This is a genomic window from Actinoplanes sp. NPDC026623 (assembly GCF_040638275.1).
In the GTDB taxonomy this organism is placed as follows: Bacteria; Actinomycetota; Actinomycetes; order Mycobacteriales; family Micromonosporaceae; genus Actinoplanes.
Window position 1 is genome coordinate 1 of the sequence record NZ_JBEZXZ010000158.1, and the last position, 20,435, is coordinate 20,435.

Consider the following 20,435-nt stretch of genomic DNA (forward strand, 5'->3'; position numbering starts at 1 on the left):
TCGACCCGGCGCGGGGCGAGACCGGCGCCCGGGTGCCGATCGAAGCCGGCTGGATACCGCGGGTGATCTCCGCCGACGGCGCGTCGTGCGCGCTGACCCGCACGCCCGCGACCACCCGGCCCGCCGCCCGGGACCGGACTCCCCTGCTGGTCGCCGCCGGCGGCGGGCAGCGCCGGTACGACCTCGAGGGCGTGGTCGAGCCCGACGCGTTCAACCTGGACGGCACCGGCCTGTTCGTGCTGGAGTGGCTCCCGCCGCAGGCGCCGGAGAAGTACCGGGTGCGGCTGCTCGACCTCGACTCGGGCGCGCTGCACCCGCTGTACACCCGCGACAAGGTGCCGGTGCCCGCCGGCGCCGAGGAGGAGATGCGCGGCGAGGGGCGCCAGGCGGTGCTCTCCCCCAGCCGCCAGGTGCTGTACACGCTCTACACCCACCAGCCCGGCCACCGGCACACCCGCGACCTGATCGCGGGGCGCCCGGGCAACGTGCACGCGTTCGTGCACGTGCTGCACCTGGCGCAGGGCTGGGCCTACTGCCTGGACCTGCCGCATCCGTTCGGCGCGGGGCCGGCCGCCGGGCACGCCCTCGCGGCGAGCGCGGACGGGCGGCGGCTCGCCGTGACCGACGTGACGTCGGGTTCGCTGGCGTTCGCGGACACCGAGACACTGAAGATCGAGCGGGTGGTCACCGCGGCGACGGGTGGCGACGCGGCGAGCCTCGCGTTCACCCCGGACGGCAACCGCGTGCTGATCGGCGCGGGCCCCGCGGTGACCGCGTTCGACCGCGTCGCCGGCGCGGTGGCCGCCCGCTGGCCGGTCGCCGCGCCGGTCCGCGGGCTGGCCGTGTGCGGCGACGGCGCCCGGATCTATGTGGGCGGTGCCGGCGAGATCGTCTGGCTGGACGCCGCGACGGGCGCGCCGCGCGGCCGGGCACCGGTCGACGGCCTGACCGCGCTGCGCCACGTCGGGTAGCCGCGATGGGCTCGCGGCTACCCGACACAGGTTATGAGCAGGCCACGCCGTTGAGTTTCACGGTGGCCGGGGTGCTGGCCGTACCGTTGGCGGTGAAGCCGACCGTGACGGAGCCACCCGCCGCGAGCGACGGTGAATAGGTAGGCGCGGCCGCGGTGACAGTGGTGCCGCTCTGGGTGATGGTCGCGTTCCAGCCGCTGGCCAGGGTGACGCCGGACGGCCAGGTCCAGGTCACCTGCCACGGGCTGACCGCGCCGCTGCCGGCGTTCCGGACCGTGATCTGGCCCTGGAAGCCGCCCTGCCAGCTGTTGTCCTGGCGGTAGGTGGCCGTGCAGCCGCCGGCCGGGACCGGCGGGGTCGAGGACGACGACGACGGCTGCGGGCCGGTGCCGCCGCCGACAGGCGGGATCAGGTACGGCTGGATGATCGCCTGTTTGGCCTGGTTGACCGTGGTCCAGTCGTCGTTGGCGATGCCGCCGGTGTCGCCGGAGTTCGGGTTCCACGACCAGTAGGTGAAGGACATGCCGTTGACGCCGGTGCCCGTGTATCGGAGCAGTTCCTGCAGCCAGATCCGGTCGACGTCGGCCTGCAGGGTGGTGCCGAACTCACCCATCATGATCGGGGCGATGTTCTGCTTGTAGAGGTAGCCCCAGTACTTGTCCCAGATCGCCGGCATGTTCGCCGGGTAGGTGGGGTCGTCGAACCACGCCTGGTGATACACCGACGTGGCGTATTCGTGTGGCGAGTAGACCAGGCGGTTCGCCACGTTCAGGCGTACCGGGAATTGGCCGGCCTTGGAGAGGTTGCCGCCCCACCAGCCGCAGTCCTCGTCGTTGCTGGTGTCGTTGTCCCAGACGTTGGAGAGCCCGCCGCTGGGGCAGCTGACGCCCTCGACGAAGATCAGCCAGTTCGGCTGGACGGCGAGGATCGCGTTGCCGGCCCGCTCGGCGGCCAGCCGCCAGTCGCGGGCGGTGTCGCCGCAACCCCAGCAGGCGCCGGTGGCGGCCGGGTTGGTGCCCTCGGCGTGCGGCTCGTTGTGCAGGTCGGCGCCGATCACGGTGGTGTTGCCCGCATAGCGCTGGGCGAGCGCCTTCCAGTCGGCGATCCAGGTGGTCTCCGGTACGGCGGAGGTGTACCAGAGTGGAGTCTGCCCCGCCGCGGTGGGACGGTGCCGGTCCAGGATGATGCGCATGCCCTTGCCGCCGGCGTAGGCGATCACCTTGTCGAGGATCTGCAGCGGGGAGAGCCCGACCAGGTCCGGGTTGGTGAAGTCGTTGATTCCGGTGGCGGTCGCGCCCGCCTTCAGGGCGTCGTCGGAGAACGGGACCCGCAGCGTGTTGTAGCCGAGCGAGGCCATCGTGTCGACCTGGCTCTTCCACGGGTTGCTGGCCCAGAGGCCGTGGAAGGTCTTGTTGTCGGTTTCCATGCCGAACCAGTTGATGCCGGTCAGCCGGACGGTGGCACCGGTGCTGTCGACGATCTTGTTTCCGGCGGTGTGCAGGTAGCCGGTTCCGGTGCCGCCGGTGGCGGCGGCCGCCGGTTGGGCGAGGGCAATGGCCGTGGTGACGGCTGCGGCTGCGAGGGCGGTGGCGCCCGCGAGCCATTGACGGCGTTTCACGAGGGAGCTCCTTCGGGGCGGTGGGGATGCCGCCATCGTTACATGGGAGCGCTCCCATACACAATGCTCATCGATGTCTCCCCGCCGGGTCCGCCGTACCGGCTACCTGCGCCGGGCGTCGTAGATCAGGGCCAGGCCGGTGGCCACCGCGCCCAGGCCCTCCCACAGCGCCACGCCAAGGAACCGGGCCGGCGCCACGTCGAGCACCACGAGCGTGCTGAACACGGTCAGGGTGAGCAGCCGGAACGGCACCGTGAACCGGATGAACGGCCGCCAATCGGTGGCCGCCGCGACCACGTAGTAGACGCCCATGTTGAGCGAGGCCATAGAGGACGCCGCCAGGAAGACCCGGGTGTAGTCACCGGACGCCCGGTCCTGCGCGGCGACCGTCTCGAACCCGAGGCCGCCCAGCACGAGGTCGGGCCAGATCAGCCCGGCCACGCCGAACAGCGCGGCCATCGCACCGAACACCGCGATCGTCCAGCCGGCGGCGGTGCGCGGCAGTACCCGTACGCTCATGACCCTCCCCAAGATCGACGTTCAGGTTAGCGTGAACTTGATCAATAAACCGTGCGGCGTGGCGCGGGGCACATCCGGTTCACAAGGGATGCCGGAGGGCGGTGACACCACGTTCACCCGGGCAGCCCGCGCGGTGCCGTCGGGAGCGGTGTCACGGCGTTGACCCGAGCTTCGGCGCGACGTCCCGCAGCAATGCCGCGGGGCGTTCGTGCCGGCGATCGAGCACGGTGGCCGCGGCCACGAGGATGATCATGGCGCCGCCGATCAGCAGCAACACCCGCGGCCCGAGTCCGAGCGCGACGCCCGCCACAGCGGTGCCCGCCGCGGCCGCGCCGACCTTCAGCGCGGCCATCGACACGAACACCTGGGCGCGGGCCTCCGGCGGCGAGTACCGCGCCCGGGACGCGAGAGTCGCGGTGAAGAACGGCGCGTTCAAGGCGCCCACCAGCATGAACGCGGCCAAGGCGAGCCCATAGGTGTGCACCAGCGCGCACAGTCCGAACGCGAGGCCGACCAGCGTAGCGGTGACGGTGACCAGCCGTTCCGGCTCGCCGAGCAGCGGTCGCGCGGTCACCGCGAGCGATCCGGCGAGGTTCCCGAAGCCGAACGCCGCGATCAGCAGCCCGGCCGCCCCGGCGTCGACCTGCAGTCCCGGACCGAGGGCCACGGCGATCACCGCGATCGCGCCGCCGGGGACCGCGGCCACCATCGTGGCGTACATGACGCGGCGCAGTGGCCCGACGGTCGCGATGACCCGCAAGGCCTGCCGCACGGACAGCACCCGATCCGCCGGGACGCCTTCGGCGCCGGCCGGAAGCGTCCGGACCATCGCGCCCGCGACCGCCGCCGCCCCAGCCAGGACCAGCATCGATGTCTCGGCCCCGACCAGGGACACCAGCGCCGCCACGGCAGCCGGGCCGGCGGTTCCGCCGATGCCGTAACTGAGCGAATCCATCCCCTGGGCCCGGCGCTGCGCCTTGTCGCCCGGTGCCACCAGGGCGGCCAGGCGGCTGCTCAGACCGCCGGTCAGCAACGGCCCGCAGGCCCCGGCCGAGGCGGTCAGCACGGCGACCAGCGCGAGCGGGAGCCGGCCGAGGCCGAGCGTCGCCGCCGATATCAGCAGACCGTAGAGCGCACACACCAGGGCGATGAACCGCCGGCCGTCCCGGGCCCGGTCCAGCCGCCGGGCCAGCACCGGCCCGAGCAGGTGCGGCGCGGTCAGGCAGGCGACCAGCAGACTTCCCGTCAACGCCGGCCGGCCGAGCTGCGCGGTCGAGTAGGCGAGCAGGACGAAACCCACCGCCGCGCCCGCGTCCGCGCCTCGGGCCAGAGTTGCCGCGACCAGGTAGCGCACCACAGTCATCCGCACGCTCCCGTGCTACCCGGGCGTGCCGCCGCTATGCGCGAGTCTCGACCGGACTACACCCGTGGTACTCCTCGTCTCAGCAGGCAGAACTCGTTACCCTCGGGGTCGGCGAGCACGTGCCACGGCTCGGTGCCGGCCTGCCCGATGTCGGCTCGGCGCGCTCCGGCCGCGAGTAACCGCTCCAGCTCATCGGCCTGGTCTCGATCGGTGGCATTGACATCGATGTGCAGACGTAACTTGCCGGCCTTGGGCTCATCAGTGCGGTTGAAGACGATCGTCGGCTGTGGACCGCCGAAACCGACGCCGGGCGGCCCGATCTCAATGTCTTCGCCATCACGTTGCAGCACGACATAACCCAGTACCTCGCACCAGAACCGCGCCAGAAGCTCCGGCTCACGTGCGTCCAGGACCAGTTCGGTGATGCGCGATGCCATCCGATGACCGTACCGTTCCTGCCGATCCTCGGTGCCAGCCATGATCATCCTTCTGGACCAGCCGCGATCCGCGCCCGGCGGGCCACGGTCGACCCGTCGCTCGTAGGTCACGCCGGAGGGGACGGTGCCGGTCGGCATGCGCATCTGCGCGTCGTAGGCGGCCAGCAGAGCGGCGGTGTCGACCATGGTCACATCGTGCCGGAACCAGGACGAACGCTTCACGCCGGCCATGTTGGCGAATCGGCAGTTGTGCCGGGAAGGGACCATGGGCCGGTGAGCGGGGAAGGCTTTGTGAGGCGTAAGGCAATGCTGGCGTTGGCCGGCTTCTTGACGGTCGGCGCCATGCTGCTGGTGGGCTCGCTGTTCGGCTCTGTGGGCCTGGATCGGTTTCGGCACGCACCCACATGTTCGCCGAGCCAGGTGTTCACCTCGGCGTACTGCCGGATCGCCGTCGACGCGACGGTGACCGCGGTGACGCGGAAAGAGATCGTGGTGGACGTCGACGGCCGGCGCGTGACAGCCGAGATGAATTTTCACGGGCCGTTGCCCGGCACCGCGGCGGGCGCGCCGGTGCGGGTCACGATCTACCAGGGTGTTCCCGTCCACATCGAGGGCGGCGGCCTGAACCACGACACGCCCGGCGCACCCGCCGACAGGGTCGGCGAACTGCGAGTCGCCGCCCTGCTCTTCCTCATCGGCGGTCCGGTCCTGATCGGTGTCGGCGCGCTGCGGCACGCAGATCGCCGCGCCGGCACCCGCTGACACACCCGGCCCCTGCCGGACAACCGTCGCCCTGTGGCTAGAGCATCGCCAGGGTGGGCTCCAGCTGCGAGTGCAGCGGCGACGGCAGCGCCGAGCGGTCGAACCAGCCCAGCTCGTCGAACTTCTCCGGCTCACCGATCTTGACCGCGGCCGGGTCGACGAGCACGGAGAAGACGACGGCGACCCAGTGGGACAGCGGCTCGACCCGGACCACGTTGCGCACGCCGAGCAGGGCGATCTCCAGCGGGGCGGCCGAATACTCCTCGGCGACCTCCCGCGCGACGGCAGCCTCGAAGGTCTCGCCGAACTCCAGCGCCCCGGCGCCGGTGTCCCAGGCGCCGGGCTCGTCCCGGGCGCCGGCGGAGCGCCGCGCCAGCAGGATCCTGCCGCGGCCGTCGTGGCAGATGAAGACGCAGGAGACACGCGGTTCAGAGGTCACCGGATGGATTCTGCCTCACGTGCGCCGCAGCGAGCGGGACAGCCCCGCGGCGATCGTGGTGGCCAGGACCAGCCCCGCGACGATGAAGACATAGGAGATCCACTGGTACGCGCCCCGCGGCACGAACGCGTCCTGCTGCCCGAAGTCGACGAACGGCAGCAGCAGGTCGAGCGCGTAGACCAGCGCGTTGAACGGCGGCGCCTCGTGCGGATCGGCCGCGGCGGGCGGGTGCAGCCCGAAGACGACCGCGCCGACGATCAGCAGCGCGGCGAAGAGCGCGGCGGCGCGCTGCGGCCGGTAGCCGTAACCGACGGTGGCGTCCTGGAGCAGTCCCCAGATCCTGGCGAACCCGGAGGCGCGGGCGGTGTCGCGGCGCTGCCGGGCCAGCAGCACCAGCCGCGCCTGGTCGCCCCGGCCCTCCCCGCGCAGGACCGCGGCCAGTTGCTCGTACGGCTGGCGGTGATGGGCGTCCGGGTCCCGGGCCAGCCAGCCGATGCGTCGGGCGGCGCCGGCCCGCGGCTCGAGGATCTCGTAGGTGAGCCCGTCCAGGTCCATCCGCTCGGGCCAGGTGTCCGGGTCGTCGCGCAGCACGCCGACCCGGGCGTGCCGCAGGTCCACCCGGCCGTCGGGCGTCAGCACCCAGCGCAGCGTCAGCTCGGCCGCCCGCGCCCGCCAGCAGCTCAGCGCGGTCCCGCCGGCGGCGCTGATCGCGGCGTCGTCGAAGCACAGCTTGCTGCCGACGGCGGCGTTGTCGAACCGGACCGTTCCGCTGGCGTTGAACCCGTCGCAGCAGTGGAAGGTGGAGTCGGCGCGCACGCCGACGGCGTTGAGCGCGACGCCGTCCGGATTGTGCAGGTCGGCGCCGCCCAGCCGGATCGGGCCGTGCACGGTGGCGTCCTCCATCCGCAGTTCGCCGCGCACGCACAGGCCCTCTCCCCCGTCGAGCCGGCCGTCGACCACCATCGCGTCGAGGCGCAGCGCGACGGCGCCGGGCGCCTCGAACCCGGCGTCGGTCAGGCTGAGCGTGCGGCCGATCCGGGCGCTCACGGCACGGACCTCGCCGTGCACCGAGAGGCCGCGGCCCAGGAACAGGCCGCCGTCGATGGTGGCCCGGTCGAGCCGGACGGCGACCGCGCCGGGGTTGCGCAGCGTCGAGCCGGACAGGACCAGCGCGTCGCTGATCCGGGCGTGCCGCAGCCGGACCTCGCCCTCGACGTGGCAGCGGCGGGCGAAGAAGGCGCTGTCGACCAGGACGCTGTCCGCGGCGAGCGCGATCCGGCCGGGCGCGGTGATCCGGGCGTCGTCGAACTCGACGCCGCCCGCGCAGCGGGCGTGGTAGAGGTGCACGGGACCGTCGAACTCGCCGTCGTTGCCCGAGAAGTCACCGCCGACGATGCTGTGGTCGGCCATGACGGCGGGCCCGGCGGCGTTGCACACCCGGATCCCGGCCATCCGGAGGCTGCCCGCGATCTTCGCGCCGTACAGCTTGATCTCGCCGTCGACCGCGCAGCCGCGCAGCGACAGGTCGCCGCCGACCACCGCGGCGGAGGCGCGCAGCCCGGGCAGGCGTGACCCGGTGAAGCTGACGAAGCGCAGGTTCGACCAGGACAGCTCCGGCGGCTGTTCGAAGTCGCAGTCCTCGAGCCGGATCGCGTGCACGACCTCGGCGAACTCCAGGTTCAGCGTCCCGGTGATCGTGGCGCCGGAGATCCACAGGCCCCGGCCGCCGCCGGCCGCCTCGAGCAGCAGGACGGCCAGCACCGAGGCACGGACGGGCTCCGCGGCCGTGAAGGCCGTGCGCTCGCCGGACCCGAACGCCTCGCGGATCCGGTTCTCGTGCTCCGTCAGGCTCATGGGTCCATTGTGAGCGGTCGATCACCGGCCGCGGCGGCGCAGGCGACAGCCAACGCCGCCCGGCCGCCGTGGTATGTATCAGCCGCAGTCCCCTCCGAACACCGCCCGGCGGCCGACCGTGTAACGGCAGCCGAAGTCCGGCGCGGCCACGGCCCGCCGGTCGAGGATCGCGTCGCCGCCCGGCCGGTGCCCGGTGCGCACCCAGCCGACCAGGTCGTCGAAGGCCTGGCGCAGCTCGGGCTGGGTGAAGTCGCAGTGCCCGACCCCGCGGATCGCCCGCGACACGAACAGCCGGGACCGGCCCTGGCTCGCGGCCCGCCGCGCGTAGATCTGCTCCATCGAGAAGGGAACGAACAGGTCGCCGATGTCGTGCAGCGACAGCACCGGCACGCGCGGGCGGCCGTCCACCCGCGGAATCCCGTCGAGGCCCCGGCTCGCCCGGTCGGTCGGCGTCACCCGCAGCACTTGAGCGTTGAGCCGCCACTCGGCGGCGGTCGGCCACCCGTCGGTGCTTCGGTAGAACTCCCGGCGGTTGCCGGTGACGTTGCCGTCGGCGATGCCGGCCGTGCCACCGCTGAGGCCGGGGTAGAGCCCGAACAGGAACGGCATCCTCAGCGTGGGATCCGAGGCCGGTGCGGTGTTCCAGTACGCGAACGCGCCGGCGAAGCCCGGCCGCACTCCGCCGCTGCGCCGCTCGACGACGGCCGACCAGGTGCGGCCGGCCTCGGTGAGCGCGGGAGGGGCGCCGACGCCGAGGCCCAGCGCGGGAAGCATCCGGTCGACCTGCGACTGCCACGGGCCCGGCTCGACCGGGAACGTGGGCGTCACGCCGGACAGCGCGGCCGCGGTGACTCCGGCGTCGAGGAAGTAGTCGAAGAGTTCGGTGTCGCCCAGCACGCCGCAGTACGGCATCGCGGCGGAGAAGGCCTTCGGGTACTCCTCGATGGCGACCGCGGTGATGTGCCCACCCATCGACTTGCCCGTCATCAGCACCGAGCGGGGGCGCTTCGAGGTGACCTGCCGGAACAGGTCGATCAGCGCGTGCGAGTCGCGCACGCCCCGGCCCACGTCGTAGCCGTTGGTCTGATAGCTGGAGGCGGCCCACGCGAAGCCCTCGGCGATGTAGTGCGTCCGCAGGTCCGGGCTGTCGACGTAGACGACCTTGCCGGTGCCGCGGTAGCCGTGCGCGAAGACGACCAGCTGGCCGTTCCAGGACCGGGGCACCTCGATCCGGTACGCCGCACCGGCGGCGATCCCGGTGTACACATCGGAGCTCGCGGTGCCGGTGAACGGGGTGCCGTCGAGCTCGCAGGCCGGATCGGCGACGAGATAGCCGGGCTGGGTCGTGCTGGCGACGGGCGCGGCGCACGCGACGGGCGCGGCCTGTGCCGGGGCCGCCAGCACGCCGATTAGCAGGATAGGCGCGAGCGCCAGGCTGAAATGTTTCCGGTTGAGGTCCACGGCATTACCTCCCGGTAACACTCAATGGCCCGGGGCGGCCCCTGTCAAGGCCGGTGGTTTCGCCGATGTGTACCGGCACTGCCCGCCAAAGACTGACGTGCGTCGATTCCATCCACCTGAGGAGAGTCCGACGTGCAGTCACCGTCCATCCCCGAGCGCCACCGGACCCGCCGGTTGTTCGTCGCCGCGGCCACCACCCTCGCCCTGATCGCCGGTTCCCTGGCCGGCGCGACGAGCGCCCAGGCCGCCAATCCGTACGAGCGCGGGCCGGCGCCCACCGCCGCCGCCCTGGACGCGAGCCGCGGCCCGTTCGCCACCGCGCAGCAGTCCGTCTCCTCCAGCGTCGCCGGTTTCGGCGGCGGCGTCATCTACTACCCGACCAGCACCAGCGAGGGCACGTTCGGCGCCGTCGCGATCTCGCCCGGCTACACCGCCTCGTGGTCGAGCATCAGCTGGCTCGGCCCGCGGATCGCCTCGCACGGCTTCGTGGTGATCGGCATCGAGACGAACTCGGTGCTGGACCAGCCCGCCTCCCGCGGCGACCAGTTGCTCGCGGCGCTGGACTACCTGACCGGGAGCAGCTCGGTCCGTACCCGGATCGACGCCTCCCGGCTCGCGGTCGCCGGGCACTCGATGGGCGGCGGCGGCACCCTGGAGGCCGCCAAGGACCGGCCGTCGCTGCAGGCGGCGGTGCCCCTCGCCCCGTGGAACGCGACCAAGAACTGGTCGAGCGTGCGGGTGCCGACGCTGATCATCGGTGGCGAGAGCGACACCGTCGCCTCGGTGTCGTCGCACTCCATCCCGTTCTACAACAGCATCCCGGCGTCGGCGGAGAAGGCGTACCTGGAGCTCAACAACGCCAGCCACTTCTTCCCGCAGACCACCAACACGCCGACCGGGCGGCAGATGGTGGCCTGGCTGAAGCGCTTCGTCGACGACGACACCCGCTACGACCAGTTCATCTGCCCGGGGCCGAGCGGCTCGGCCATCTCCGACTACCGCAGCAGCTGCCCGCTGTCCTGAGCCCGTACGCACGAACGGGGGCCGGCGGAGAGATTCCGCCGGCCCCGCCGCGCATGGGGTGAGAATCCTCGGGAGGACCATCACCGAGGGGAAGGTGCCGCCATGCCGGACTACCCGGGACTGATCACGCCGGTCGACCACATGGAGCCGGTGCCGCGCCGGATCCGCGCCACGCTCGGCGGCCGCGTCGTGCTGGACACCACCCGCGCGGTGTACCTGTGGGAGTTCCCGCCGTACCCGCAGTTCTACATCCCCGCGGGGGACATCGATCCGGAGGTCCTCGTCGACGAGGACCACGTCGAGAAGCTGCGCCGCGGCACCGCCCGCCGGGTGGGGCTGCGGGTGCCCGGCATCGGCCGGGCCGCCGCCGGACGGGTGTACACCGAGGACAGCCTGCCCGGCCTCGCCGGCCTCGCGCGGCTGGACTGGGGTGCCCTGGACTCCTGGTTCGAGGAGGACGAGGAGATCTTCGTGCATCCGCGCAACCCGTACGCGCGGGCCGACGCGCTGCGCTCCACCCGGCGGGTACGCGTCGAGCTGGAGGGCCTGGTGCTGGCCGAGTCGGCGTCGCCGGTGATGGTCTTCGAGACCGGGCTGCCGACCCGCTACTACCTGAACCGCACCGAGGTCGACTTCACGCACCTGCGGCCCAGCAGCACGGTCACCGCGTGCCCGTACAAGGGCCGGACCACCGGGTACTGGTCGGTCGAGGCCGGCGGCACCACCCACGCCGACCTGGCCTGGTCGTACGACTTCCCGCTGAGCGCCCTGCAGCCGATCGCCGGGCTGATCAGCTTCTACAACGAGAAGGTCGACATCCGGCTCGACGGCGTGCTGCTGGACCGCCCGTCGACGGCGTTCGGCTGAGGGCTCAGCGCGGGCGCAGGTAGCGGCGCAGGTCCTGGGTGTCGCCGCTGGCCGGGCGCATCGCCAGGATGCAGGTGTCGTCGTCCGGGTTGGCCTGCCGCAGCCGGCTCAGCAGCTCGCCCAGCGGCTGGCGCGGCGCCGCCGCGACCGACTCGTCGACGGTGCGGATCACCGCCGCCAGGCCGTCGTCGAGGCTGCGGCGGCGGTGCTCGACCAGCCCGTCGGTGTAGAGCATCAGCAGGTCGCCGAGCTCCATCCGCAGGCTCGCGCACTCGTACCGCGCGTCGTCGACCACGCCCAGCATCGGGCCGGCGGGCCGGGCCAGCGGCGCGGTGCGGCCGCCGCGGCTCAGCAGCGGCGGCGGATGCCCGGCCTGCGCCCAGGTGAGCCGGCGGTGGGCCGGCTCGTAGCGGGCCACGATCGCGGTCGCGGCGGTCTCCGGGCGCTCGCGCTCCAGCTCGCAGGTGAGGCTGTTGAGGTGGCCGAGCAGGAGCGCCGGGTCGGTGGTGGTGACGGCGAGCGCGCGCAGCGAATAGCGCAGCTGCGCCATCGTCGTCGCCGCCTTGGTGCCGTGCCCCGCCACGTCGCCGACGGCCAGCAGCACCGAGCCGTCGCGCAGCGCGGCCGCGTGGAACCAGTCGCCGCCGACCAGGCACTCCTGGCCGGCCGGCAGGTAGCGGACCGCGACCTTGACGCCGGGCAGCTCGATCGGGCACTCCGGGATCGGCAGGATGATCTGCTGCAGCCGGGCCGCCAGCTCGTGCTCGGCGTGCAGGCTGCGCCGCTGCTCGTCGAGCTGCTCCTCGACGTCGGCCAGCCGCCGCGCGCTCGTCTCCCGGACGGTGACGTCCTGCACGATGCCGAAGATCCGCAGCGGCCGGCCGGCGCCGTCGCAGACCGCGTCGGCCACCGTGCGCAGGTATTTGATCCGGCCGTTGATCCTGATCCGGGACGTGACGTCGGCCCGCTCGGAGCGGGCGAACGCCGCCATGGCCGCGAGCCGCAGCGGCAGGTCCTCGGCGACCTCGAGGGCCTCGGACTCCTCCCGCGGCAGCGGGCCGAGCGCCGGGTCACGCTCGTAGATCCGGTACAGCTGCGCCGACCAGCGCACCTCGCCGCTGACCAGGTCCCACTCGGCCCAGCCGAGGTTGCCCAGCTCCTCGGTGACGGCGATCCGGTCGCTGTCGGCGGCGCCGCCCGGGCTCCGCACCTCGACCGGGTCCGCGACGTCCAGCATGCTGACGACGCCCGCGGCGACGTCGAGCACGTCGCGCTTCTGGTCCGCGGCCATCCGCAGCAGGTGCCGGTGCGCCTGGGAGAGCCGGCACCGGGTCCGGCCGGCGAGCAAGCCGACGGCCAGGTCGACGGTGGCGCGGCCGTCCTCGGCGGAGGACCGGCGCGCGGCGGTGCGCACGCCCTGCCTCGCCTCGAGGTATGCCTGCTGCCCGCCGCCCATGCCGCTCCCGCCTGCTGAAATCCGCCGATCCGTATCCCTGCATACGCCGGGACGCCGCGCGGCGTCATCCCCCGTTCATCTCCCCCCGGGCCCCACCTGCGGCGCACCGCCGCCAGGTCACCCGGACGGGCGACCGGACCCGCTGACCGTCCGGCGGCGGCCCCCCGGCCACCCGGGCCGGCGGCCACGCCGAACGTACGACCGGGCCGCAAGGCGGACGGATCAGAGCTCGAAGAGTTCGCGCATCGCGTCGGCGAGGCGGGCCATGCTGGCGCCGGTGACCATGCCGATGCGCTCCGCGCCGATCGAGGCCGGCAGCCGGCGCATCCGGTTCACCACCACGACGCCGGTGATCGGATCCTGCTCGGTGAGCGCGACCGCGTACGGCGGCAGCTCCGTCGCGCCGCGCTGCCGCACGATCGGGGCGCAGAACGGCGACGGGTTGCTGCGCTCGTTGTAGCTGTCGCTGGAGAGCACGAGGACCCGGTAACGCAGGTCGGTGCGGCTGCCGATGGTCCAGATCTCGCCGCGTTTCACGCGCCGAGCGTACCGTCGGGCCGATCTTCGGCGACCGGCGCGTCGGCGCCGGGCCGCAGGCGCGCGGGAGTCGCGCCAGGGAGCGAGACGTCCGGCGCACCCCTGAACCCTCGGCACCCCGAACACGTAACAATGGGCGCGACGGCTTGCGGCGCCGCGGGTCCTATCGCGGCGCCCGCATGGAGGAAGGACGTTCATGACGGAAAAGGCCCAAATCGGCGTAACCGGCCTGGCGGTGATGGGCCGGAATCTGGCCCGCAACTTCGCCCGCCACGGCCACACGGTCGCGCTGCACAACCGCAGCTACGGGCGTACCAAGGAACTGGTCGAGGAGTACGGCCACGAGGGCTCGTTCATCCCCTCGGAGAGCGCACAGGACTTCGTCGCGAGCCTGGAGCGCCCGCGGCGCGTGGTGATCATGGTCAAGGCCGGCAAGGCCACCGACGCGGTCATCGACGAGTTCGCGCCGCTGCTCGAGCCCGGCGACATGCTCATCGACGCCGGCAACGCGCACTTCGCCGACACCCGCCGGCGTGAGGCGGCGCTGCGGGACAAGGGGCTGCACTTCGTCGGCACCGGCGTGTCCGGTGGCGAGGAGGGCGCCCTGCACGGCCCGAGCATCATGCCCGGCGGCTCCAAGGAGTCCTACGAGTCGCTCGGCCCGCTGCTGGAGGACATCTCGGCGAAGGTCGACGGCGAGCCGTGCTGCGTGCACGTCGGCCCCGACGGCGCCGGCCACTTCGTCAAGATGGTGCACAACGGCATCGAGTACGCCGACATGCAGCTCATCGCGGAGGCGTACGACCTGCTCCGCTCCGTCGGCGGGCACACGCCGACCGAAATCGCGGAGATCTTCGAGGGCTGGAACTCCGGCCGGCTCGGCTCGTACCTGATCGAGATCACCGCCGAGGTGCTCAAGCAGACCGACGCCGAGACGGGCAAGCCGTTCGTCGACATCGTGGTCGACCGTGCCGAGCAGAAGGGCACCGGGCGCTGGACCGTGCAGGCGGCCCTCGACCTGGGCGTGCCGGTCTCCGGCATCGCCGAGTCGGTGTTCGCCCGGGCGCTCTCCGGCGACCCCGAGGTCCGGGCCGCCGCGGCCGGGCTGCCGGGCCCGCAGGCCTCGGCCGGCGCCGGCGGCGACGAGCTGCGCGCCGAGGTCGAGCAGGCGCTGTTCGCGTCGAAGATCGTCGCGTACGCGCAGGGCTTCCAGCAGATCCAGGCGGCCAGCAAGGAGTACGGCTGGGACATCGACCCGGGCGCGATGGCCAAGATCTGGCGGGACGGCTGCATCATCCGGGCCAAGTTCCTCGACTTCATCAAGCAGGCCTACGACAAGAACCCGTCGCTGGCCACGCTGCTGGTCGACGACTACTTCCTGGACGCCGTCGGCGGCGCGCAGGAGGCCTGGCGGAGGGTCGTGGCCACGGCCGCGCAGCAGGGCATCCCGGCGCCGGGCTTCGCGTCGGCGCTGGCGTACTACGACGGCCTGCGGGCCGCGCGCCTGCCGGCCGCCCTGATCCAGGGCCAGCGCGACTTCTTCGGCGCGCACACGTACCACCGGATCGACAAGGAGGGCGCCTTCCACACCATGTGGGGCGCCGACCGCAACGAGGTACCCGCGTAGTGTCGCCGGCCCGGGCCGCCGCAAGGCGGGCCGGGCCGTCACGCGGCGGTGACCGCCTGTGCGACCTGGGCGACTCGGGCGGCCTTGGCCATCATCGCGGCCATCTCGTCCGGGTGCAGCGGCTTGGCCATGTGGTAGCCCTGACCCAGCCGGTAGCCCATCGTGCGCAGCCGCTCCATCTGCTCGGCCGACTCGATGCCCTCGGCGACGGCGTAGAGGTCCAGGTACTCGGCGAGCTGGGCGACCGCCGCGGCCACCGCCAGCCGGCCCCGGTCCTCGCCGTCGCAGATGCCGTCCACGAATGACTTGTCCAGCTTCAGCACGTCCACCGGGAACGCCCGCAGCAGGCTCAGGCTTGACTGTCCGGTGCCGAAGTCGTCAAGCGCCAGGCGTACGCCCATCTCGTGCAGGGCCTGCAGGGTGTCGCGGACCTGCCTGCCGTCGAGCACCGAGGACTCGGTGACCTCGAGGACCAGGTTCGCCGGCATCAGCCGCGCGTCGCTGAGCACCGCCGCGACCTCGTCCACGAAGCCCGCCTCGCGAAGCTGGCGGGCCGACACGTTCACGTTGATCGACTGGATCGAGGCGGCGCCGTACTCGAACTGCCATCGGGAGAGCTGCTCGCAGGCCTCGCGCAGCACCCAGGAGCCCAGCGGCACGATCAGGCCGGAGCGCTCGGCGACCGGGATGAACTCGACGGGCGACACGTTGCCGCGGGCCGGGTGCCGCCAGCGGACCAGCGCCTCCGCGCCGGCGATCCGGCCGGTGACGATGTCGAAGACCGGCTGGTACTGCAGGTGGAGCTCGTGCCGGATGATCGCGTTGTGCAGCTCGCTGCCGAGGCGGGCGTGGTTGACGACCTCCTGGCGCATCCGCGGCTCGAAGCGGGCCCAGCACGCCTTGCCGGCGGCCTTGGCCGCGTACATGGCGATGTCGGCGTTGCGCAGCACCTCGTCCGCGCTGTCGCCGGGGCCGGCGAGGGCGACGCCCATGCTGGCGTGCGCGAGCAGGTGGTGCTCGCCGACCCGGAACGGCACGGCCAGCGCGGCCAGGATGCCGGTGGCGGCCTCCTCGGCACCCTCGGCGTCGTCCACGTCGAGCAGCACGGCGAACTCGTCGCCGCCGAGCCGCGACGGCAGGTGGCTGACGGTGCCGTGGTTGCGCAGCCGCTGGGCGACCTCGAAGAGCAACTGGTCGCCGACGGCGTGGCCCATCGTGTCGTTGACGGTCTTGAAGTCGTCGATGTCGATCAGCAGCACGCCGGCGGGCCGGTGTGCGTCGAGGCGCTCGGCCAGCACGGTGCCGAAGCGGGCCCGGTTGGCCAGGCCGGTGAGCGGGTCGTGCATCGCCAGGCGCTCCAGCTCGGCCTGCTGGCGGCGGATGCCGACCAGCAGCCGGTCGTTGTCGCGCAGCCCGAGCAGCTGGCGGGTGGCCGCGAACGCGGCGATCAGCACGGCGCCGATGATGACGACCCGCTGCTGCGAGCCGAGCTGCCGGGCCGCGACGGCGATCACCATGGCCGCGGTGGCGACGACCGCGACCAGGGGCAGCGCGTCGTAGACGCTGCGGGCCGCGGGTGCGGCCCGCACGGCCGCGGGCCGGGCCAGCACGACCTGCTGCCGGTACGCGGCCAGCGCCATCGCCGCGCCCACCAGGGGCACGCCGAGCACCGAGACGACCAGCCGCCCGGTGTAGCCGCCGGCGATCAGCAGCACGGTGGTGCCGACCGCGACGAGCGGCGGCACGGCCAGGATCCGCAGCGACAGCGAGTCGACGGTGCTGGCCGGGCTCATCGCGACCCGGCCGATGAAGATCAGGGAGATCAGCGAGCCGACGCCGACGACCAGCGCGCCGCCGCGGGTGGTCGCGGAGATGGACGGGTCGGCGAGGTCGAGAACGATGTACCAGTAGATCAGCCCGCCGGCCACGGCGACGGTCGCGCCGTCGAGGAGCAGCTGGGCCAGGCGCACCCAGGACCGCCGGTCGAACGGCAGCCGCAGGAAGGCCAGCGCCGACATGACGACGCCGAGCAGGATCGGCACGGCCACGGAGGGTGACAGCCCGGGATCGTTGCCGGCGACGGCGAGTGACGCGACGGCGCCGATGCCGATGCAGAGCGCCGAGTGCGACATCTGCCGCCAGAAGGCGCGGATCGGGCGCGGCACGACGATCAGCGAGCCGATCCGCCGGCAGGCGAGGAACGCCGCCAGCATGGCCACCGGCCCGGCGGCGTACCCGGGCATCACGGAACCGCCGTCCCGTACCGCCAGCCAGCCGATCACCCCGGCCACGCAGAGCAACGTCACCACGACGGACAGCAGGCCGGAACGGGCGCGCTGCGGCGCCCGCCTGCGACCCACCCGTCGTTCGGCTGCCCTCATCGCTGCGCTCGGCTCCCCCGGTGCTGTCGCTGGTCTGGCGAATTACCAGTCGGCGACAGGAAAGGGAAGCTGAGCGTTCCAGAACCGGGCGGGAGGACCTCAGCCCTTGAGGGCGGCCGAGACGACCGCCCGGGCCTCCTCCTGGATCCGGGCCAGGTGATCGGTGCCCTTGAACGACTCCGCGTAGATCTTGTAGACGTCCTCCGTGCCGGACGGGCGGGCCGCGAACCAGCCCGACTCGGTCGTGACCTTGAGGCCGCCGATCGGCGCGCCGTTGCCCGGCGCGCTGGTCAGCACGGCGGTGATCGCCTCGCCGTCCAGCTCCTTCGCGGTCACCTGCGACGGCGAGAGCCGGGCCAGGATCGCCTTCTCCTCGCGCGTCGCCGGCGCGTCGATGCGGGCGTACGCGGGGTCGCCGAACTTCGCCGTCAGGTCCCGGTAGTGCTCGCTCGGGGTGCGCCCGGTCGCGGCCAGGATCTCCGCGGCGAGCAGGTCCAGCAGGATGCCGTCCTTGTCGGTGCTCCACGGGCTGCCGTCGTGACGCAGGAACGACGCACCGGCGCTCTCCTCGCCGCCGAAGCCGATCGACCCGTCGAGCAGGCCCGGCACGAACCACTTGAAGCCCACCGGCACCTCGTCGAGCGTGCGGCCCAGGTCGGCGGCGACCCGGTCGATCATCGAGGACGAGACCAGCGTCTTGCCGATGGCCGCGGCCGACGGCCAGTCGGTGCGGACCTGGAACAGGTAGGAGATCGCCACCGCCAGGTAGTGGTTCGGGTTCATCAGCCCGCCGTCGGGGGTGACGATGCCGTGCCGGTCGGCGTCGGCGTCGTTGCCCGTTGCCAGCTGGAAGCGGTCCTTCTGCGAGATCAGCGACGCCATCGCGTACGGCGACGAGCAGTCCATCCGGATCCGGCCGTCCCAGTCCAGCGTCATGAAGCCGAAGGTCGGGTCGACGGCCGGGTTGACGACGGTCAGGTCCAGGCCGTACCGGGAGCCGATCTCGCCCCAGTAGGCGACGCTGGCGCCGCCGAGGGGGTCGGCGCCGATCCGGATCCCGGCGTCGCGGATGGCCGGCATGTCGATGGCCGAGCCCAGGTCACCGACGTACGAGTCGAGGAAGTCGTAGCCGGAGACCCGCGACGAGGCGATCGCCCGCGCGGCCGGCACCCGGCGCACCTCCTTGAGCCCGCCCGCGATCAGCACGTTGGCCCGGTCCTGGATCCACTTGGTGGCGTCGGTGTCGGCGGGGCCGCCGTTCGGCGGGTTGTACTTGAAGCCGCCGTCGTCCGGCGGGTTGTGCGACGGGGTGACCACGACGCCGTCCGCGAGCCCGGTCGTCCGGCCCCGGTTGTGGGTGAGGATCGCGTGCGACAGCGCCGGCGTCGGGGTGTATCCGTCGCGGCTGTCGATCAGCACCGTCACGTCGTTGGCGGCGAAGACCTCCAGCGCGGAGATCATCGCGGGCTCGCTCAGCGCGTGGGTGTCGCGGCCGAGGAACAGCGGCCCGTCGGTGCCCTGCTCCCGGCGGTACTCGACGATCGCCTGGCTGGTGGCGAGGATGTGGTCCTCGTTGAACGCGGTGCGCAGGCTGGAGCCCCGGTGCCCGGAGGTGCCGAACGCCACCTTCTGCTCGGCGACGGCGGGATCCGGGTGCCCGGTGTAGTAACTCAGGACCACCCGCGGCACGTCGATGGTGTCGCGGGAATCTGCTGGGGTGCCGGCGCGGGGATGCACGGACATCGAGGGCCTCCTTGAGGGCGTGGTCCTGCCCGGGATCGTATCGCCGAGCGGTACCCGCCACTCATTGAACCTTTCCGGGCGGGAATCCGAACTACTGACCGTGACAGGGGCTGCGGCGGCCGGGGGGCCGCGGATCGTTCGTGTGCTGATCATGTTCGTGATCGGTCTCGGCGTGCTGCTCATTCCCGCGAGTCCGGCCTCCGCGCACGCGGCGATGCAGACCGCCACGCCCGAGCCCGGCAGCGTCGTCGCCACCGCGCCGGACGAGGTGACCGTCACCTTCAGCGAGGGCATCACCCCGGTCGCGGGCCGCACCCAGGTGCTGGCGCCGGACGGCAAACGGATCACCGGCGAGGTCACCGCGAACGGCCACACGCTGCGGATCCGGCTGCGCCGCGCGGACCAGCCGCTGGGCACCTACCTGGTCAGCTACCGGATCGTCTCGGCCGACAGCCACCCGGTCGGCGGCGCGCTGACCTTCTCGGTCGGCGCGCCCTCGGCGCGACCGCCGGAGAGCGACCCGGACCGGGTGCACGGTTCGGTCGCGGCCGCGGTCCCCACCTTCAAATTCCTCGGGTACGCCGGACTGACGCTGATCGTCGGCCCGGCCCTGCTGCTCGCCCTGCTCTGGCCCCGGCGGGTGTCCCGGCGTGGGCCGATCCTGCTGGTCCGCGCCGGCCTGGCGGGCACCGCGGCGGCGACCCTCGGCGCCCTGTGGACCCAGGCCCCGTACAGCAGCGGCGCGCCGCTCTGGGACGTCTCCGGCACCGAACTCGCCGACGTGCTGACCGGCCCGTACGGGCTCACGCTGCTCGGCCGCCTGGCCGCGCTGGCCGCGGTCGCGGCCCTGCTGCCGCCGGTGCTGCGCGGCACCGGCGGGCGCCGGCGCGGCCTCGCCGTCCTCGGCGCGGGCCTGGCCGGGCTCGTCACCTGGCCGCTGACCGGGCACGCCGCCGAGGCGCCGCTGACCGGCGTGATCGTCGCCGCGGGCGTGGTGCACCTGGCCGCGATGGCGGCCTGGCTCGGCGGGCTGGTCACGCTGAGCGTGTTCCTGCTGCGCCGGGCCCACCCGCGGGTGCTCGGCGTGATCCTGCCGGTCTGGTCGCGCTGGGCGGCGCTGGCCGTGGTGTGGCTGGTCGGCGCCGGCGCGGTGCAGGCGGTGGTGCAGGTCGGCTCCGTCGGCGCGCTCCGGGGCACGGCCTACGGGCGCCTGCTGCTCGCCAAGATCGCGATCCTGGCCGTGGTGCTGACGGTGGCCGCGTTCGCCCGGCGGCTGGTGCGGCGCGCCCGGCCGGGCGTCCCCGGGCCGGCCCGGCTCCGCCGCGCGGGCGGGCACGCGGGCGTCGCGACCGAGGGGGGGCGCGGCCGGAGCGCGGG

At 73.1% G+C, this 20,435-nt stretch carries 17 protein-coding genes; 6 read left to right on the top strand and 11 right to left on the bottom strand.

Features of this window, described 5'->3' with window-relative positions; all coding sequences use genetic code 11:
• A partial coding sequence (locus AB0F10_RS33250) for a hypothetical protein (RefSeq protein WP_360634187.1) occupies positions 1-971 on the top strand: 971 nt, incomplete at its 5' end.
• A gap of 31 nt (positions 972-1,002) precedes the next feature.
• Here AB0F10_RS33250 and AB0F10_RS33255 read toward each other — a convergent pair.
• From AB0F10_RS33255 to AB0F10_RS33270, 4 genes are all read right to left on the bottom strand, one after another.
• A complete protein-coding gene (locus tag AB0F10_RS33255) occupies positions 1,003-2,589 on the bottom strand; it encodes a cellulase family glycosylhydrolase (protein ID WP_360634190.1) in 1,587 nt (528 codons plus the stop codon).
• A gap of 102 nt (positions 2,590-2,691) precedes the next feature.
• Entirely contained in the window at positions 2,692-3,108 is a 417-nt protein-coding gene (locus AB0F10_RS33260; RefSeq protein ID WP_360634193.1) for a hypothetical protein, read from the bottom strand.
• Between the two features lie 151 nt (positions 3,109-3,259).
• Positions 3,260-4,471 (bottom strand): MFS transporter, encoded by a 1,212-nt coding sequence (locus AB0F10_RS33265; RefSeq protein ID WP_360634196.1) that lies wholly within the window; start codon positions 4,469-4,471, stop codon positions 3,260-3,262.
• A 56-nt stretch (positions 4,472-4,527) separates the two neighbouring features.
• Complete coding sequence (locus AB0F10_RS33270; protein WP_360634232.1) at positions 4,528-4,908, bottom strand: VOC family protein; 381 nt, start codon at positions 4,906-4,908, stop codon at positions 4,528-4,530.
• 273 nt (positions 4,909-5,181) lie between these two features.
• Here AB0F10_RS33270 and AB0F10_RS33275 point away from each other — a divergent pair, with 273 nt between their 5' ends.
• A complete protein-coding gene (locus tag AB0F10_RS33275) occupies positions 5,182-5,670 on the top strand; it encodes a hypothetical protein (RefSeq protein WP_360634199.1) in 489 nt (162 codons plus the stop codon).
• A gap of 37 nt (positions 5,671-5,707) precedes the next feature.
• On the opposite strand, the gene AB0F10_RS33280 is transcribed toward AB0F10_RS33275, so the two are convergent.
• The 3 genes from AB0F10_RS33280 to AB0F10_RS33290 all read right to left on the bottom strand — a co-directional run bounded on the left by AB0F10_RS33280 (position 5,708) and on the right by AB0F10_RS33290 (position 9,424).
• Entirely contained in the window at positions 5,708-6,109 is a 402-nt protein-coding gene (locus tag AB0F10_RS33280) for an NUDIX domain-containing protein (RefSeq protein ID WP_360634202.1), read from the bottom strand.
• Positions 6,110-6,124: 15 nt separating this feature from the next.
• Positions 6,125-7,963 (bottom strand): hypothetical protein, encoded by a 1,839-nt coding sequence (locus tag AB0F10_RS33285; RefSeq protein WP_360634205.1) that lies wholly within the window; start codon positions 7,961-7,963, stop codon positions 6,125-6,127.
• 78 nt (positions 7,964-8,041) lie between these two features.
• A complete protein-coding gene (locus tag AB0F10_RS33290; RefSeq protein WP_360634208.1) occupies positions 8,042-9,424 on the bottom strand; it encodes a phthalyl amidase in 1,383 nt (460 codons plus the stop codon).
• Between the two features lie 174 nt (positions 9,425-9,598).
• Between AB0F10_RS33290 and AB0F10_RS33295 the strand changes: the two genes are divergently transcribed.
• Together AB0F10_RS33295 and AB0F10_RS33300 are read left to right on the top strand one after the other, a co-directional pair.
• The gene (locus AB0F10_RS33295) at positions 9,599-10,447 is read left to right on the top strand and encodes an alpha/beta hydrolase (protein ID WP_360634235.1); all 849 of its coding nucleotides are present in this window, start codon (positions 9,599-9,601) and stop codon (positions 10,445-10,447) included.
• 102 nt (positions 10,448-10,549) lie between these two features.
• Complete coding sequence (locus AB0F10_RS33300) at positions 10,550-11,314, top strand: DUF427 domain-containing protein (RefSeq protein WP_360634211.1); 765 nt, start codon at positions 10,550-10,552, stop codon at positions 11,312-11,314.
• Between the two features lie 4 nt (positions 11,315-11,318).
• Here the strand turns inward: AB0F10_RS33300 and AB0F10_RS33305 are convergent, their stop codons facing one another.
• The gene (locus AB0F10_RS33305) at positions 11,319-12,770 is read right to left on the bottom strand and encodes a SpoIIE family protein phosphatase (protein WP_360634214.1); all 1,452 of its coding nucleotides are present in this window, start codon (positions 12,768-12,770) and stop codon (positions 11,319-11,321) included.
• 222 nt (positions 12,771-12,992) lie between these two features.
• A complete protein-coding gene (locus AB0F10_RS33310; protein ID WP_360634217.1) occupies positions 12,993-13,307 on the bottom strand; it encodes a type II toxin-antitoxin system PemK/MazF family toxin in 315 nt (104 codons plus the stop codon).
• Positions 13,308-13,503: 196 nt separating this feature from the next.
• On the opposite strand from AB0F10_RS33310, the gene gndA reads away from it, so the two are divergent.
• A complete protein-coding gene (gene gndA, locus AB0F10_RS33315; RefSeq protein WP_360634220.1) occupies positions 13,504-14,934 on the top strand; it encodes an NADP-dependent phosphogluconate dehydrogenase in 1,431 nt (476 codons plus the stop codon).
• A 38-nt stretch (positions 14,935-14,972) separates the two neighbouring features.
• Here gndA and AB0F10_RS33320 read toward each other — a convergent pair whose 3' ends face one another.
• Both AB0F10_RS33320 and pgm read right to left on the bottom strand, forming a co-directional pair.
• Entirely contained in the window at positions 14,973-17,315 is a 2,343-nt protein-coding gene (locus AB0F10_RS33320) for an EAL domain-containing protein (RefSeq protein WP_360634223.1), read from the bottom strand.
• Between the two features lie 99 nt (positions 17,316-17,414).
• The gene (gene pgm / locus AB0F10_RS33325; protein WP_360634226.1) at positions 17,415-19,058 is read right to left on the bottom strand and encodes a phosphoglucomutase (alpha-D-glucose-1,6-bisphosphate-dependent); all 1,644 of its coding nucleotides are present in this window, start codon (positions 19,056-19,058) and stop codon (positions 17,415-17,417) included.
• 151 nt (positions 19,059-19,209) lie between these two features.
• Here pgm and AB0F10_RS33330 point away from each other — a divergent pair.
• The coding region (locus AB0F10_RS33330; protein ID WP_360634229.1) for a copper resistance protein CopC at positions 19,210-20,435 on the top strand (1,226 nt) is incomplete at its 3' end.